This window comes from Neptuniibacter sp. SY11_33 (assembly GCF_047778025.1).
Classification (GTDB): Bacteria; Pseudomonadota; Gammaproteobacteria; order Pseudomonadales; family Balneatricaceae; genus Neptuniibacter.
This window is the reverse complement of sequence record NZ_CP180543.1, coordinates 2467352-2480888: the sequence shown is the minus strand read 5'-3', so window position 1 is coordinate 2480888 and position 13537 is coordinate 2467352. Positions and strand designations below refer to the sequence as shown.

Annotated in this window: 11 protein-coding genes; 9 read left to right on the top strand and 2 right to left on the bottom strand. The window is 43.8% G+C overall.

The window, feature by feature from the left end:
• Nucleotides 1–34: 34 nt before the first annotated feature.
• Nucleotides 35–1975, top strand: coding sequence for a diguanylate cyclase domain-containing protein (locus ACMXYV_RS11710; RefSeq protein WP_415888667.1), 1941 nt, complete (start codon nucleotides 35–37; stop codon nucleotides 1973–1975).
• A 49-nt stretch (nucleotides 1976–2024) separates the two neighbouring features.
• Here the strand turns inward: ACMXYV_RS11710 and ACMXYV_RS11705 are convergent, their stop codons facing one another.
• Nucleotides 2025–2351 carry a hypothetical protein gene (locus tag ACMXYV_RS11705; protein ID WP_415888666.1) on the bottom strand — a complete coding sequence of 109 codons (327 nt, stop codon included), beginning with the start codon at nucleotides 2349–2351 and terminating at the stop codon, nucleotides 2025–2027.
• 186 nt (nucleotides 2352–2537) lie between these two features.
• Between ACMXYV_RS11705 and ACMXYV_RS11700 the strand changes: the two genes are divergently transcribed.
• From ACMXYV_RS11700 to ACMXYV_RS11665, 8 genes are all read left to right on the top strand, one after another.
• Nucleotides 2538–5360 (top strand): EAL domain-containing protein, encoded by a 2823-nt coding sequence (locus ACMXYV_RS11700; protein WP_415888665.1) that lies wholly within the window; start codon nucleotides 2538–2540, stop codon nucleotides 5358–5360.
• Between the two features lie 85 nt (nucleotides 5361–5445).
• Nucleotides 5446–7464 carry a DNA polymerase III subunit gamma/tau gene (gene dnaX / locus ACMXYV_RS11695; RefSeq protein ID WP_415888664.1) on the top strand — a complete coding sequence of 673 codons (2019 nt, stop codon included), beginning with the start codon at nucleotides 5446–5448 and terminating at the stop codon, nucleotides 7462–7464.
• Nucleotides 7465–7476: 12 nt separating this feature from the next.
• Entirely contained in the window at nucleotides 7477–7803 is a 327-nt protein-coding gene (locus ACMXYV_RS11690) for a YbaB/EbfC family nucleoid-associated protein (RefSeq protein ID WP_415881753.1), read from the top strand.
• 3 nt (nucleotides 7804–7806) lie between these two features.
• Nucleotides 7807–8406: a recombination mediator RecR gene (gene recR / locus ACMXYV_RS11685; RefSeq protein WP_415888663.1), complete on the top strand. Its 600-nt coding sequence runs from the start codon at nucleotides 7807–7809 to the stop codon at nucleotides 8404–8406.
• Nucleotides 8407–8421: 15 nt separating this feature from the next.
• On the top strand, nucleotides 8422–9606 hold the full coding sequence (rnd, locus tag ACMXYV_RS11680) for a ribonuclease D (RefSeq protein ID WP_415888662.1): 1185 nt from the start codon (nucleotides 8422–8424) through the stop codon (nucleotides 9604–9606).
• 3 nt (nucleotides 9607–9609) lie between these two features.
• Complete coding sequence (locus tag ACMXYV_RS11675; protein ID WP_415888661.1) at nucleotides 9610–9897, top strand: YcgL domain-containing protein; 288 nt, start codon at nucleotides 9610–9612, stop codon at nucleotides 9895–9897.
• On the top strand, nucleotides 9898–10338 hold the full coding sequence (locus tag ACMXYV_RS11670) for a YcgN family cysteine cluster protein (protein WP_415888660.1): 441 nt from the start codon (nucleotides 9898–9900) through the stop codon (nucleotides 10336–10338).
• A 93-nt stretch (nucleotides 10339–10431) separates the two neighbouring features.
• Nucleotides 10432–11742, top strand: coding sequence for a diguanylate cyclase domain-containing protein (locus ACMXYV_RS11665; RefSeq protein WP_415888659.1), 1311 nt, complete (start codon nucleotides 10432–10434; stop codon nucleotides 11740–11742).
• Nucleotides 11743–11809: 67 nt separating this feature from the next.
• Here the strand turns inward: ACMXYV_RS11665 and rpsA are convergent, their stop codons facing one another.
• Entirely contained in the window at nucleotides 11810–13489 is a 1680-nt protein-coding gene (rpsA, locus tag ACMXYV_RS11660; RefSeq protein WP_415888658.1) for a 30S ribosomal protein S1, read from the bottom strand.
• Between the last annotated feature and the right edge of the window lie 48 nt (nucleotides 13490–13537).

Genomic DNA, 13537 nt, shown 5'->3' with positions numbered 1-13537 from the left:
TATAATTACTATAAAAATGCGTTAACGGTTTGCTATGAAGTACAAAACCAAAATAATTTTGGCCGTGATTATTCTCGGTCTTGCCTTTCTTGCTGCGTTGTCCGCGCTGACGTTAAACCTCCTTAGAGCCTCGGCTACTGCTGAAGTAGAGCAACGGATTCAGATTGTTAACACCTTTTTAGGCGTTACGCTTTTACCCGAGTTAAACGCACTTCATCGTGATGGATTAGCGCCTAAAGCAAATGAATTAATGCAAACGCGTTCGTTAGAGTATTTGCTGATTTATGACCATAGCGGTTCGCCCATCGTTTCTATTGGTGAACATGATATTTCCCATTCCCATGATTTGGCAGTGTTATGGGGAGATGGCGGTGATGTTATTGATCAGAAGGTGTTATTGCGTAGTGAGGATGGATCGTCTTACGAAATTCATTATGGACTGTCGGCAGAAAAAACTAACTTACTTGTTCAAGGGGCAAGCTATCAAGTATTAGGTTTAGCGCTGTTTGAGATCTTTCTTATGGTACTTGGAGCGCATTTTGCGCTTAGGGTGATATCCAAACAGCTGTCACATCTTCGAGAAGCAAGTAGTCATATTGCAGCGGGTAACTTTAACTTCCGAGTGTCGGAAGAGGCCTGTGGTGAACTTATTGAAACAGCTCAAGCCTTTAATCTAATGGGGGCACGGCTGGAGCAATATGAGAAAGATAGAAACAGTGAAAGTTTGCACCTGAAAGAGTTATCTCAGGCTGTAGAACAGAGCCCTGTTGCGGTGGTGATGACAGACAGCGATGGTGTAATTACATATGCCAACCCATGCTTTTACCGTACTTCTGGTTACAGCAAAGAAGAAGTGATTGGTAAAAATCCGAAATTATTGCAGTCAGGTGAAACTGATAAAGAGGATTACATCGACCTTTGGCAAACCATCACCAGCGGTAAAAGCTGGAAAGGGGAGCTGTGTAATCGTCGAAAAGATGGCAGTCTTTATTGGGATAAAACTTCTATCTCTCCAGTAAGTTCTGAGAATGGAGAGGTGACTCACTATATCTCAGTGAAAGAAGATGTGACTGCATATAAGCAGATCGAAGAACGAATGCGAGTCGCAACTACCGTATTTGATGCTGCATCAGAAGCAATCATGGTTACGGATCTTAATGGGGCTATCACGATGGTGAATCCAGCATTTTATGAAATTACTGGTTATCAATCGAAAGATGTTCTAGGGCAAAGCCCCCGAGTGCTTAACTCAGGCCATCATGATGAGTCTTTCTACAAGTCGATGTTTGAAGAGCTACAAAAGAATAACCGCTGGGAAGGTGAAATCTGGAATCGACGAAAATCAGGTGAGGTTTATCCTCAGTGGCAGACTATTGCCATGGTTCGAGATGAAGAGGGTGAACCGTTGGAATATATCGCTCTGTTTACAGATATCAGTAAACGTAAAGAGCAAGAAGACGAAATACGTTTCAGGGCTAATTATGATGCGTTAACCCGTTTGCCAAACCGCAGTCTATTTAACGAGCGACTAACCCAAGCGTTGGTTCAGGCTAAAAGAGAGGGAGCAATTCTTGCGCTTTTATATCTGGATTTGGATGGTTTTAAAGAGATTAATGATACACATGGCCATTTAGCGGGTGATAAGGCGTTGCAGGAGATCTCTCAACGTTTGTCTGAGTGTATCCGGGAATCTGATTGTGTGGCGCGTTTAGGTGGTGATGAATTTGTGATCTTCCTATCTGGATTAGAGTTTAAATATGATGCTGAGGTTGTGGCTAAGAAGATTATTGATTCAGTACAGCAACCGTTTGTGTTTAACGGTGTGAATTTGAAGATGGGCGTGAGCATCGGTATCTCGATCTACCCAGATGATCACTTGCCAGAGAAGCTTTTTGAACACGCAGATTCTGCTATGTATGAAGCGAAGCGTGCCGGAAAAAATACATTCCGCTATTTCAGCATTGATTTTGATTAGGTCGTAAAGGGTCGGTGGATGGCTGTGGTTGTTTATCCACTTAAAAACACTATTCGTCTATCCAAACCGTTCTTATTGGTTCACCGAAGTCATCATAGATGATTTTCTTATGGGGTTTGCCACGTTTAGATTTAGATGAGGGAGCCGTTTTGCTTTTACGGCGAGCATCTATAGCAGCTAAGAGGCCATGAACGGGAGTACGTTCTTGCGGTTTAGCTTGTTCAAAGTTAGATTTGTGATGAGTATAACGCCCGTCTACTAGTCCAGATTCACCCATCTCAACTTGTTTAATTTCCCCGCCTTTTTCCAGAAAGCGCGATACCTCAGCATTTAACTGATCGCGTAATTCCGCTTTGCTTGGGGCTTTCTTAAACATAGTCTTGACCATGACCTAGGAATTGTACAATTTTAAACCTAAATAAGGGTGCTTGCGAGGATAGTTTTAGCTTATCCTTATTTATAATTACGAATTATGTTGTAAATAAGGCGATGCCTTGCTGGCTGGGTTATACCTAGTGAGCTATGTTAAGCCGGTAAGTATCCAGATATTTAAAGCTTTCTTATGCGACTATCTTTACCGTTACGTTTTTCTATTCCGGTTATTATTGTGCTTGTTACAGCATTGATAATACCTAGCTGTCTTTTTTTTGTTGCTCCAATTATTCAGAAACAACATCAGAGCCTGTTGCAGAATGAAGCTCAAAATGTGACGAAGCGCCTAAAAAGCACTCTGACTTATCTTTTAGAGAGAGGGGATTCTACAGGCGTAAATCGTGAGTTTCGCCAAAACCTAAAGTCAGATCAGGTAAGCAAAATTCTAGTGGTGGATTCTTCCAACCAAATTCGTTTTTCATCTCATAGTGAAGATCTGGGCAAAACTGTCAGTCGGCGTGTAGATGTTCATTTAGATCTCAACACCATTATTCAAGTTAGAGATAGGCAGGTGTTACAGCATGCTTATTTTGAAAAAGAGAATGTTCTTTATTCACTGATTCCAATTGGCATTCCTGCGTTTGGTAAGCCGAAACAAGAACTTGAACAGGGGGTGATGATTCTTGCGCTAAGTGACAAGGAAGTGAATGAAGCAATCAGAAAACAGCTAACAGTATTAGTTACGGCGTTGTCTGTCGCTATGCTATTTCTAGCTCTGATTTTGATGTTCGTAATCAACCGGTTGGTAACTTCTCGTGTGCAGTTGTTGGTTTCAGCGAGTCGTTCATTTACGCAAGGTCAGAAGACTGCCTTTGATGATCAAGCAGGAAATGATGAACTAGGAACACTCGGTTCTGCATTTAGTCAGATGGCAAAACAGATCTCTTCTATACATGCTCAGCTAGAAGCGAACGTTGATCTCTTGGACGAGTTGCTTGAGAACTCGCCATCAATGATCGTTATTCGGGATGTTAAAGGCCTGTATTTAAGGGCCAATCCAGCTTATTTGCGATTTGCAGGTTTAGCTTCAGCGGGTGCACTGCAAGGTGATGCTTCCGAAAAGGAATTACCGGCCGAAGTGATACACGCCTCACGAGAAGGGGATACTCAAGTTATCCAGTCAAAGCAGCATTACAGTTGGGAGTTAACTTACGAGTGTGAAGGGCAATTTAAGTCTCTTTATAGTGAGTGTTTTCCTCTGTTTGATGACGATGGTCGGTTATATGCGGTGTGCACGATTACTACCGATATGAGTGATAGAGCGGAAAAAGATAAAGCTCTTCGTTTGGCTCAATATATTTTTGAAACCACCAATGACGGCATAATTGTCACGGATAAGTACAACCGAATTGTAGAAGCAAACTCTGCATTTGAGAGAGTTACTGGGTACAGCAAGGAAGAAGTGATCGGCCAGGCACCGAATATCCTGAACTCCCATAAACAGCCAACCTCGTTTTATGAAGCCATGTGGCGAGAGCTGGAAGAGAAAGGGTTATGGTCAGGTGAGATCTGGAACCGAAAGAAAGATGGTCAGATCTATCCTGAATGGCTCACAGTCAAAGCAATTAAAGATGAGCAAGATAGTGTTACCGGTTACTTTGGCGTATTTACGGATATTTCGGAGCAAAAGAAAACCGAGGCTTCTCTGCGCAATCTTGCTTACTATGATTCTTTGACCAATCTTGCGAATCGAACTTTCTGTAAGGAGCGTTTAGCTCATGACATGGAACTGTCCAATAGGCATAAAGAGTCTTTAGCATTAGTGTTTATCGACTTGGATTTCTTCAAGCATGTAAATGATTCCCTAGGGCATGAATATGGTGATCAATTGCTAGTTGAGGCAGCTAATCGTGTTAAAGAAAAAGTGCGTAGCTCAGATACGGTAGTTCGTTGGGGGGGGGATGAATTTATCCTGATTCTGCCTGGAATCTTTCAAGCAAATATGGCCTTGGTTATAGCGAACAATGTATTGGAGGAGCTAAAACGTCCGTTCAGGTTAAAAAATAGTGATGTATTTATTGGGGCGAGTATCGGTATCGCTATGTACCCCCATGACGCTGATAGTGCCGAAACATTGATACAACATGCAGACGCAGCCATGTATAGCGCTAAGAACCGAGGGCGTGACCAAGTCTGTTTCTTTGATTCGGAGCTTAACCGTAAAAACCTACAACAGATTCAGATGAAGTCGGATATTCGTGCTGCTATTGATGCAGAATCTTTCGAAATCTATTACCAAGCGAAAGTATGCCTTACCTCGAGGAAAGTGATGGGCTTGGAAGCGTTGTTACGTTGGACTGATTTTGATGGCAATAGCATTTCCCCGGCAGAGTTTATACCTGTGGCTGAAAATAGCGGATTGATCCTGCCTTTGGGAAATTGGGTGTTTGCGACTGTTTTTAAGCAAGTTGATCAGTGGATGAAGCAGGGGGTGTTGCAAGAGGGAGAGAGGGTCTCTATCAACCTGTCCCCACGCCAGCTAGTAAGTCCTGATTTGGTGGCAGAATTGAGTAAACAGTTGGATCTATATCCACTGATAGAAGCTTATTTGAGCATAGAAATAACCGAAACAGCGGTAATTGAGAATATAGATCGAGTTTTACCCGTTCTTGAAGCTATTCGAGGTAAAGGAGTTGCGATCGAATTAGATGACTTTGGAAGTGGTTATTCTTCTCTAAACTATCTACGTCGCTTACCTGTTGATGTGTTGAAAGTTGATAAAGCCTTTACTGCAGAATTAGGCTGTAACAAGTCAGAAAAAGCGATCATGGCGACGATCATTTCAATGGCACATACGTTGGGAATGAAAGTGGTTGCTGAGGGAGTGGAAACTGATGAGCAGCTAGCGATTTTGACAGAGTTAAAGTGCGATACAGCTCAGGGTTTCTATTTCTCTAAACCTGTTCCAATTACAGAGATAGAAGCTATCTTAGAAACAGGTTTGTGCCGGTAAGTGAATAAGGTTTCACTGGTACAAGTCGTTCTCAACAGGTAGCATAGAGCGAATATTTTTAGACGATAATAAGTAGCTAAAGTAGATGAGTTATCAGGTTCTAGCGCGTAAATGGCGTCCTGCTAAATTTCAGGAAATGGTAGGGCAAGAGCACGTGCTTAAAGCACTGGTTAATGCGTTGGATGATGATCGTTTACATCATGCCTACCTCTTTACTGGTACCCGTGGTGTCGGTAAAACATCGATTGCTCGATTGTTTGCCAAATCTCTAAACTGCGAAAAGGGTGTGTCTTCAACGCCTTGTGGTCAATGTTCTGCTTGTAAAGAAATTGCCGAAGGACGTTTTGTTGATCTCATTGAGGTCGATGCGGCTTCGCGTACGAAAGTAGAAGATACGCGTGAGCTGATGGAAAACGTGCAATATGCACCGACCCATGGGCGCTACAAAGTGTACCTGATAGACGAGGTGCACATGCTTTCTACTCACTCGTTTAACGCGCTACTTAAAACGCTGGAGGAGCCACCTCCACATGTTAAATTCTTATTAGCAACGACTGATCCTCAGAAGCTACCGATTACAATTTTATCTCGTTGCTTGCAATTCAATCTTAAAAACTTGATCCCTGAGCGAATCGTTAATCATCTACGAACGGTTCTGACAGCTGAGCAGATTCAGTTTGAAGAGCCTGCATTATGGTTGTTAGCGAGATCTGCAGACGGCTCTATGCGTGATGCGATGAGTTTGACTGATCAGGCGATCGCTTTTGGTGCTGGGCAGATTGGTGAAGCAGATGTTCGCGCGATGCTGGGTACAATCGATCAGCGTTTGGTTTATCAGATGTTGTTCTGCTTAGCGGCATCAGACGCTAAAGGCCTAATGGCGGCAGTGACTGATTTGGCTCAGTTTTCACCTGACTATAATACGGTGCTAGGTGATTTGATCGGTGTATTACACCGTATCGCGATGGCGCAAACGATCCCTGATGCTGTGGATAACAGTATGGGAGATAAAGATCAGATAATAGAACTTGCCGGCAAATTAACGGCTGAAGACGTACAACTGTATTATCAAGTTGCTTTGATGGGGCGTAAGGACCTTCCTTTCGTTCCTGATCCACGCGAAGGTTTGGAAATGGTTTTGCTGAGAATGCTGGCATTTCGTCCTGCTAGCGCTCAGCCGCGTCAAGTTGAGGTCGCATCAAGTTCTCCTCAACAAGTGAGTCAGGCCACTAATGCTCCTGTAACTGCGGAAATGCCGGTACCTGTAGCTGAATCGATTCAACCAGCTCCTGTCGCTCAGGCTTCAGTTGCTCAAACTTCACCAGCGCCACAATCTACGCCAATGCAACCGGTTCCTGCGCCGATGGATAGTCAGCCTCCAGCAGTAGAAGCTCCACCGGCGTGTGAGCCACCAATATCAGATATTCCTCCATTAGGGCAGGAAAGTCCGATGGCGCCAGTGGCGGAGGTAAGCCCTGCAAAAAAGCCTGAAGCGCTAAATAACCAAGGAGATGAGCCGCCTCCTTGGGATATGGATGAGGTCGGTGGTTTTGATAATTCAGCGCCTACTCATCGGGCAGCGGAAAATTCATATTCTGGAATGGAAGCAGTGGCACCTGTTTCAGAACCAGTCGTCCAAGCTGAAGTAACAGCAGACATAGGTGAGATCTCTAAAACACGTGTAGAGGTTGTAGAGTGTTCGCGGAATTTAGCAGAAGTTTCCCTGCCTGATTGGGTACATATTAGTCGTAGTCTTGGCCTAAGTGGGATGACTGAAAGTTTGGCAACTCATCTCTCTTTGGAGCAGTTATCGTCTGATTCGATGGTTTTACATTACACCAAAGAACAGAAGACGATGCTGAATGAAGTGCAGTGTCAGCGTATTTTAGATGCACTGAATGGGTACTTTGAGAAGCCTGTTCAGGTTGAGTTTTTACAAGCTGAGCAACAGCAGGAAACACCTGCGCAATTTATAAATCGTAAACGAGAAGAGCGCCATCTATTAGCTGTCGAATCTATTCGTAACGATAGTACGGTACAATTACTACAAGAGCATTTTGATGCACGGATTGAACTCTCGTCCGTGGTTCCCATCGATAATTAATTGAGGAGATACATGATGAAAGGCGGTATGGGTAACCTGATGAAACAGGCCCAAAAAATGCAAGAGAACTTGCAAAAAGCACAAGAGCAAATCGCACTTGCGGAACAAACAGGTGAATCTGGTGCGGGCCTTGTGAAAGTTGTAATGAACGGCCGTCACGACGTTAAAAGCATCAATATTGATGACAGCTTGATGGAAGAAGACAAAGAGATCTTAGAAGATTTGATCGCTGCAGCAGTAAACGATGCAGTGCGTAAAATCGAATCTTACACTCAAGAAAAAATGTCTGAAGTGACCGGTGGTATGGGAATGCCTCCTGGTTTCAATATGCCGTTCTAATCAATGTCATTCAGTCCATTAATTCAACAGTTAATAAACGCTCTACGCTGTTTGCCGGGGGTTGGTCCTAAGTCAGCTCAGCGTATGGCTTTTCATCTGTTAGAGCGTGATTCTGAAGGGGCGTTATCTCTGTCTGCTGCGCTTGAAAAAGCGGTTGCAGAAATCGGTCATTGCAGTGAATGTCGCACTTTATCTGAGCAGGATATCTGTGATATTTGCCAATCAGAAACAAGAGATAAGCATCTACTTTGTGTTATTGAATCTCCAGTAGATGTATTGGCGGTTGAGCAAACGGGTGGTTATAACGGTCGTTATTTTGTTCTTTCAGGGCATCTGTCGCCTATTGATGGCATAGGCCCTGAAGATCTGGGTATTGATCTTCTTTTGGAGAAGGTTAGATCGAACGACATTCGAGAATTAATTCTTGCGACCAATCCGACGGTAGAAGGCGAAGCAACCGCCCATTTTATTGCTGCTCAAGTGAAAGATCTGGATGTAAAAGTTTCTCGTATTGCTCACGGGGTGCCTGTGGGTGGAGAGTTAGAATTCGTGGATGGCGGTACGTTAGCCCACGCAATAGCGGGAAGGCGTTCTCTGCTTTGAGGTAAGAGTCTCTAAATGACAGAAGATAGTTGGAAAAAGCTAGAAGCATCTGCCAAAGAACCTATTTGGATTCGTTCTGAAGCTGACTTGGGTGAGTATTGTGGCAAATGGCGCAAGCTCTCAGTGATTGCCTTAGATACTGAGTTTCAGCGGGTTGAGACCTTTTACCCTATCCCAGGCTTAATTCAGGTTGCTGATGATCAGTCTTGTTACTTGATTGATCCTCTCGAGATTAAAGATTTTACTGCCTTGGCTGATCTTTTTGCTGATCGCTCAGTTGTAAAACTGATGCATGCAGCAAATGAAGATCTTGAATTATTTCTGAAAATGTTTGGCGTACTACCAACGCCGTTGTTTGATACGCAATTAGGTGGTGCTGTATTGAATTGGGGGTTCTCATTGGGCCTTCAAAGAATGCTTGAGCAAAAGCTAGGCATTCAATTAGCGAAACATGAGACTACGTCTAATTGGCTTCAGCGTCCTCTGACAGCAAGCCAAGAATTATATGCAGCGCTAGATGTGGCATACCTCCCTGCTATATACCAGATGCAAAAATCAGAGCTGGAAGCTTTAGAGCGTTATCATTGGGCTGAACAGGAAAATGAGGCGCTTTTAGCAGAGGCGCTGGTGGATGATGTTGAGGGTTATGGTTATTACCGTCGCTTCACCCAAATGTGGAATCTGCCAGAGCATAAAATGGCAGCATTGCGTGATCTGACTGCATGGCGCGAACAGGTGGCGAGAAAGCGAGATGTTCCACGTAATAGAATCCTTAGAAATCAGGCTTTGTTGCAAATAGTTGAAAAATGGCCGCGTAGTTTATCTGAGTTATCGCGGCTAGATGAAGTGAAAAAGCGTATACTTCGTACTGATGGCGAAGCGATTTTAGCCTTGTTAAAGTCTGGTCAGGATAGTGCGGCTCAAAACAGCCCGGCCCCCATCCCTAAGCCGCTACACTTCTTTTGGAATAAACATATTAAGAAGCTGAAAGCGATTGCTCGGCGTGTAGCTGAAGAACAGAATGTCGCTCCTGAAATTTTATTGCGAAGAAAAGAGTTAGAGCTACTTATTCGTTCCGGGGTTGATGAGGGTGAGTATAGCTTACCTAAAAAGATTACGGCTTGGAGGCAGGAGCTTCTTGCGTCTCAATTGTTAGCCGAATTGCAAAAGATTGAAAAATTAAGAACTGAAGGTGCTTAACCGATGAAAATATGCTCTGTTTACCTGAGCCCACGTAAAGATGAAATGTATCTTTATGTAGATAAGCGAGATCAACTGAGTAAAGTGCCGGAAGCGCTATTAGAAATGTTTGGTTCGCCAAAGCATGTAATGGATATTCCTTTAACGGCTAAGCGTGAGCTGGCTAGAGTTGATACTGAAAAGGTGTTGGCTGATCTAGATGAGAAAGGTTATTTCTTACAGATGCCACCGGCAAAAGATGATTACATGCTGGATCTTCATAAAGATCGCCCGGAAACTGGTGTTCGCTAAGTGGTAGCTCAAGAAGTATTTTGGCGCAGTAAAAGCCTACAGGAGATGAGCTCTTCGGAGTGGGAATCTCTTTGCGATGGCTGTGCGCTTTGTTGTCTCCACAAGTTAGAAGATGAGGATACAAAAGAGGTTTTTTATACCTCTGTAGTTTGCCATCTTCTAGATTTTGATACTTGTCGCTGCACAAAATATGAAGAGCGTTGCTCTTTAGTGCCTGACTGCGTCAAGCTTACTCCCAAGGATGTTGATGACTTTCATTGGCTTCCACCAACCTGTTCCTATCGCTTAATTCATGAAGGTAAAGATCTTCCTGAGTGGCACCCGTTATTGTCTGGGCGCCAAGAGACGGTGGTTGAATCAGGTGCTTCAGTGCTGACTTGGTGCGAAGTTAAAGATAATGAGATCTCCGAAGAAGAGTTTGAAGATTACATAATCGAATAGTAGAAAAGCGCCTAAGGCGCTTTTTTTATGCTTAACATCTAATTTGCTGTTAGGGTTTTCCTAACATAAAGTTATATCTTGTAGTTGGAGATAATGGCTTTGAGCATTTCTGATCAATTTAATCACCTGCCAGTTTTAGATAATTTCGATGCAATATCTGCGTTCGATTTTGTGCCTGATGTTATTTGGATTTTTAATCTAGATCGTCATGGTTTTTGGTGGGGGAATCGGCCCGCTCTGGAGTTTTGGGGGCTAGACTCAGTCCAAGCCTTGGTTGATAAAGATCTATCGGCTGATACAGAAGGTGCTCGTAAAAGAACAGAGCAAACATTTTATAAAGCTGCAGCTCAAGGGATGACCGTTGACCCTTGGACAACTTATCCAAACGGTAAACCTAAAACGCTCTTGATGCGACATAAAGCGGTTCTGCTTGGTCCTGAAAAGCATCGCGGAATTATCGCTTTTATCAGTGAGCAAGTTGATCTAGGCGAGCAGCCCGAGCATCTAATATTTTCTGAAGCGATCCGTTATACCTCAGTTGCAGTTACCAGTTTTAATATGGCGGGTACGCCGATGTTTGAGAATCCAGCTGCAGCAGAATTATATGGCTTTGTTAGTGCTCAGGATAATGATGCATCTGTGTTTGTACGACGCTTTCACGACGTCCAGGAAGGACTTGAGCTTCTTGAGAAGGGGCGGAAGCATCAAGATGGGCAGTCTGAGCATCTGATGGTAACGAGTAAAGGCGTGCGCCGACATGTTGTGGATCTCCGCACAAGCCGTCATCCATTGACGGGCGATTACCTTCTGTTGGTTTCTGAGTATGACGTTACAGAGCTACATAATGCGATTCAACAGGCAGAGAAGGCTAAGGCAAGATTAGATAAGCTCGCTCATTATGATGCCTTAACGGGGCTGCCTAGTTTGCGGTTGTGTCGCGACCGTATGGCTCAAGTAATTGCTCAAGCGCAGCGTGAGGGGAGTTCAGCTGCGATCATGTTCGTTGATCTAGATGGTTTTAAATCGGTAAATGATAGTTTTGGTCATGATGCAGGTGATCAAGTGTTGGTTGAATCTGCAAAGCGCTTGGTTCGCCAAATCCGTGCAGTGGATACGGTAGGTCGTATCGGAGGTGATGAGTTTATTATCTTAATGTCAGGGATAAAATCTGCTAAAGATGTAGAGGTTGTTGCATCCAAAATTATTGCTGTGATGAATGAGCCTTTTTTGATTGTCGATATGAATGGCAAGGAACAAGAGGTGAGTATTGGCGTAAGTGTAGGGATTTCGCTCTTAGAAGAAGGGGCGCTAAATAAAGATGCTGAGGCGCTTCTGAGGGAAGCTGATCATGCAATGTATACAGTGAAGCGAAGCGGTAAGCGTGGTTATCGGTTTGCTAGCTAGGTTTATTTAACGAAAACAAAAAAGCCGCAATCAATGATTGCGGCTTTTTAGCTTCAACAAGAAGTGATTACTTCTGGTTGTCTAGCTGAGCTTTGATCAGGTCACCAATTGTAGTTGGGCCAGATACTTCAACTTCAGCGTTGCGTACAGCAGAGATTGCTGCTTTTTCTTCAGCCTGTTCTTTCGCTTTGATAGACAGGTTGATAACGCGGTTGCGACGATCAAGAGTGATGATCTTAGCTTCTACTTCTTCACCAACGTTAAGAACAGAAGATGCATCTTCAACGCGGTCTACAGAGATCTCAGATACTTTCAGAGTACCTTCGATACCTTCAGCAAGTTCAATAATAGCTGCTTTAGCGTCTACAGAAATAACTTTACCTTTTACGATAGAGTTCTTGTCGTTAGCTGCAGCGAATTCAGCGAATGGATCGCTTTCAAGCTGTTTGATACCAAGAGAGATACGCTCTTTCTCTGCATCGATAGAAAGGATAACTGCTTCAACTTCTTCGCCTTTCTTGAACTGGCGTAGAGCTGCTTCAGCATCAGCTTCCCAAGTGATGTCAGACATGTGAACAAGACCGTCAAGCTCGTCCTGTAGGCCAACGAAGATACCGAAGTCAGTGATAGTTTTGATAGTACCAGTAACTTTGTCGTTTGCAGCAAACTGCTCTGCGAAAGTAACCCATGGGTTAGCTGTGCACTGTTTGATACCTAGAGAAATACGACGACGCTCTTCGTCTACGTCAAGGATCATTACTTCAAGCTCATCACCGATCTGAACAACTTTAGATGGGTGAATGTTCTTGTTAGTCCAAGACATTTCAGAAACGTGTACCAGACCTTCTACGCCGTCTTCGATAGATGCGAAGCAGCCGTAATCAGTAAGGTTAGTGATGCGTGCCTTGCACTTAGCACCAGCTGGGTAACGTTCTTTGATAAGAGACCATGGGTCTTGAGAAAGCTGCTTAAGACCTAGAGAGATACGACCAGATTCTTTGTCGAACTTGATGATCTTAACAGTGATCTCATCGCCTGGGTTTAGCATCTCTGATGGGTGAGAGATACGCTTCCAAGCCATGTCAGTGATGTGTAGAAGACCGTCAACACCGCCAAGATCGATGAATGCACCGTAGTTAGTAAGGTTCTTAACGAAGCCTTTAACTTCTTGACCTTCTTCTAGAGTAGCTAGTAGCTCATCACGCTGAGCACTGTTAGCTTCTTGAAGAACTGCACGGCGAGAAACAACGATGTTGTTACGCTTAGGATCAAGCTTGATTAGTTTGAATTCAAGCTCTTTGCCTTCTAGGTGATCAACGTCACGTACAGGGCGAACGTCTACCAAAGAACCTGGTAGGAAGCCTTGAATGTTGTTGATGCTAACTGTGAAGCCGCCTTTAACTTTGCCGCTGATGTAACCTTTAACAGTTTCTTCAGCTTCAAATTTAGTCTGTAGAACTTCCCAAGCTTCAGCGCGTTTCGCTTTTTCACGAGACAGACGAGTTTCACCGAAACCATCTTCAACCGCTTCTAGTGCAACTTTAACGTCGTCACCGATTTTGATTTCTAGTTCATTAGCATCGTTAAGGAACTGAGAACGCGGGATGATTGCTTCAGATTTTAGACCAGCATGTACAGTAACCCAGTCGCTGTCGATATCAACAACTTCACCAATTACCAATTTACCTGGAGTCATGTCTAGTGATTGAAGGGATTCTTCAAACAGATCAGCAAAGCTTTCGCTCATTGAATATGTCCTATATAAGGGCTGTTTTATCTCGCTAAGAATGAGAGA

Excerpts from the sequence above, each read along its gene's own strand:
- ACMXYV_RS11675 (WP_415888661.1), top strand. The coding sequence starts at position 9,610 with ATGAAAATATGCTCTGTTTACCTGAGCCCACGTAAAGATGAAATGTAT.
- ACMXYV_RS11700 (WP_415888665.1), top strand. The coding sequence starts at position 2,538 with ATGCGACTATCTTTACCGTTACGTTTTTCTATTCCGGTTATTATTGTG.
- ACMXYV_RS11705 (WP_415888666.1), bottom strand. The coding sequence starts at position 2,351 with ATGTTTAAGAAAGCCCCAAGCAAAGCGGAATTACGCGATCAGTTAAAT.
- rnd (WP_415888662.1), top strand. The coding sequence starts at position 8,422 with ATGACAGAAGATAGTTGGAAAAAGCTAGAAGCATCTGCCAAAGAACCT.
- ACMXYV_RS11665 (WP_415888659.1), top strand. The coding sequence starts at position 10,432 with ATGGCTTTGAGCATTTCTGATCAATTTAATCACCTGCCAGTTTTAGAT.
- ACMXYV_RS11690 (WP_415881753.1), top strand. The coding sequence starts at position 7,477 with ATGATGAAAGGCGGTATGGGTAACCTGATGAAACAGGCCCAAAAAATG.
- recR (WP_415888663.1), top strand. The coding sequence starts at position 7,807 with ATGTCATTCAGTCCATTAATTCAACAGTTAATAAACGCTCTACGCTGT.
- dnaX (WP_415888664.1), top strand. The coding sequence starts at position 5,446 with ATGAGTTATCAGGTTCTAGCGCGTAAATGGCGTCCTGCTAAATTTCAG.
- rpsA (WP_415888658.1), bottom strand. The coding sequence starts at position 13,489 with ATGAGCGAAAGCTTTGCTGATCTGTTTGAAGAATCCCTTCAATCACTA.
- ACMXYV_RS11710 (WP_415888667.1), top strand. The coding sequence starts at position 35 with ATGAAGTACAAAACCAAAATAATTTTGGCCGTGATTATTCTCGGTCTT.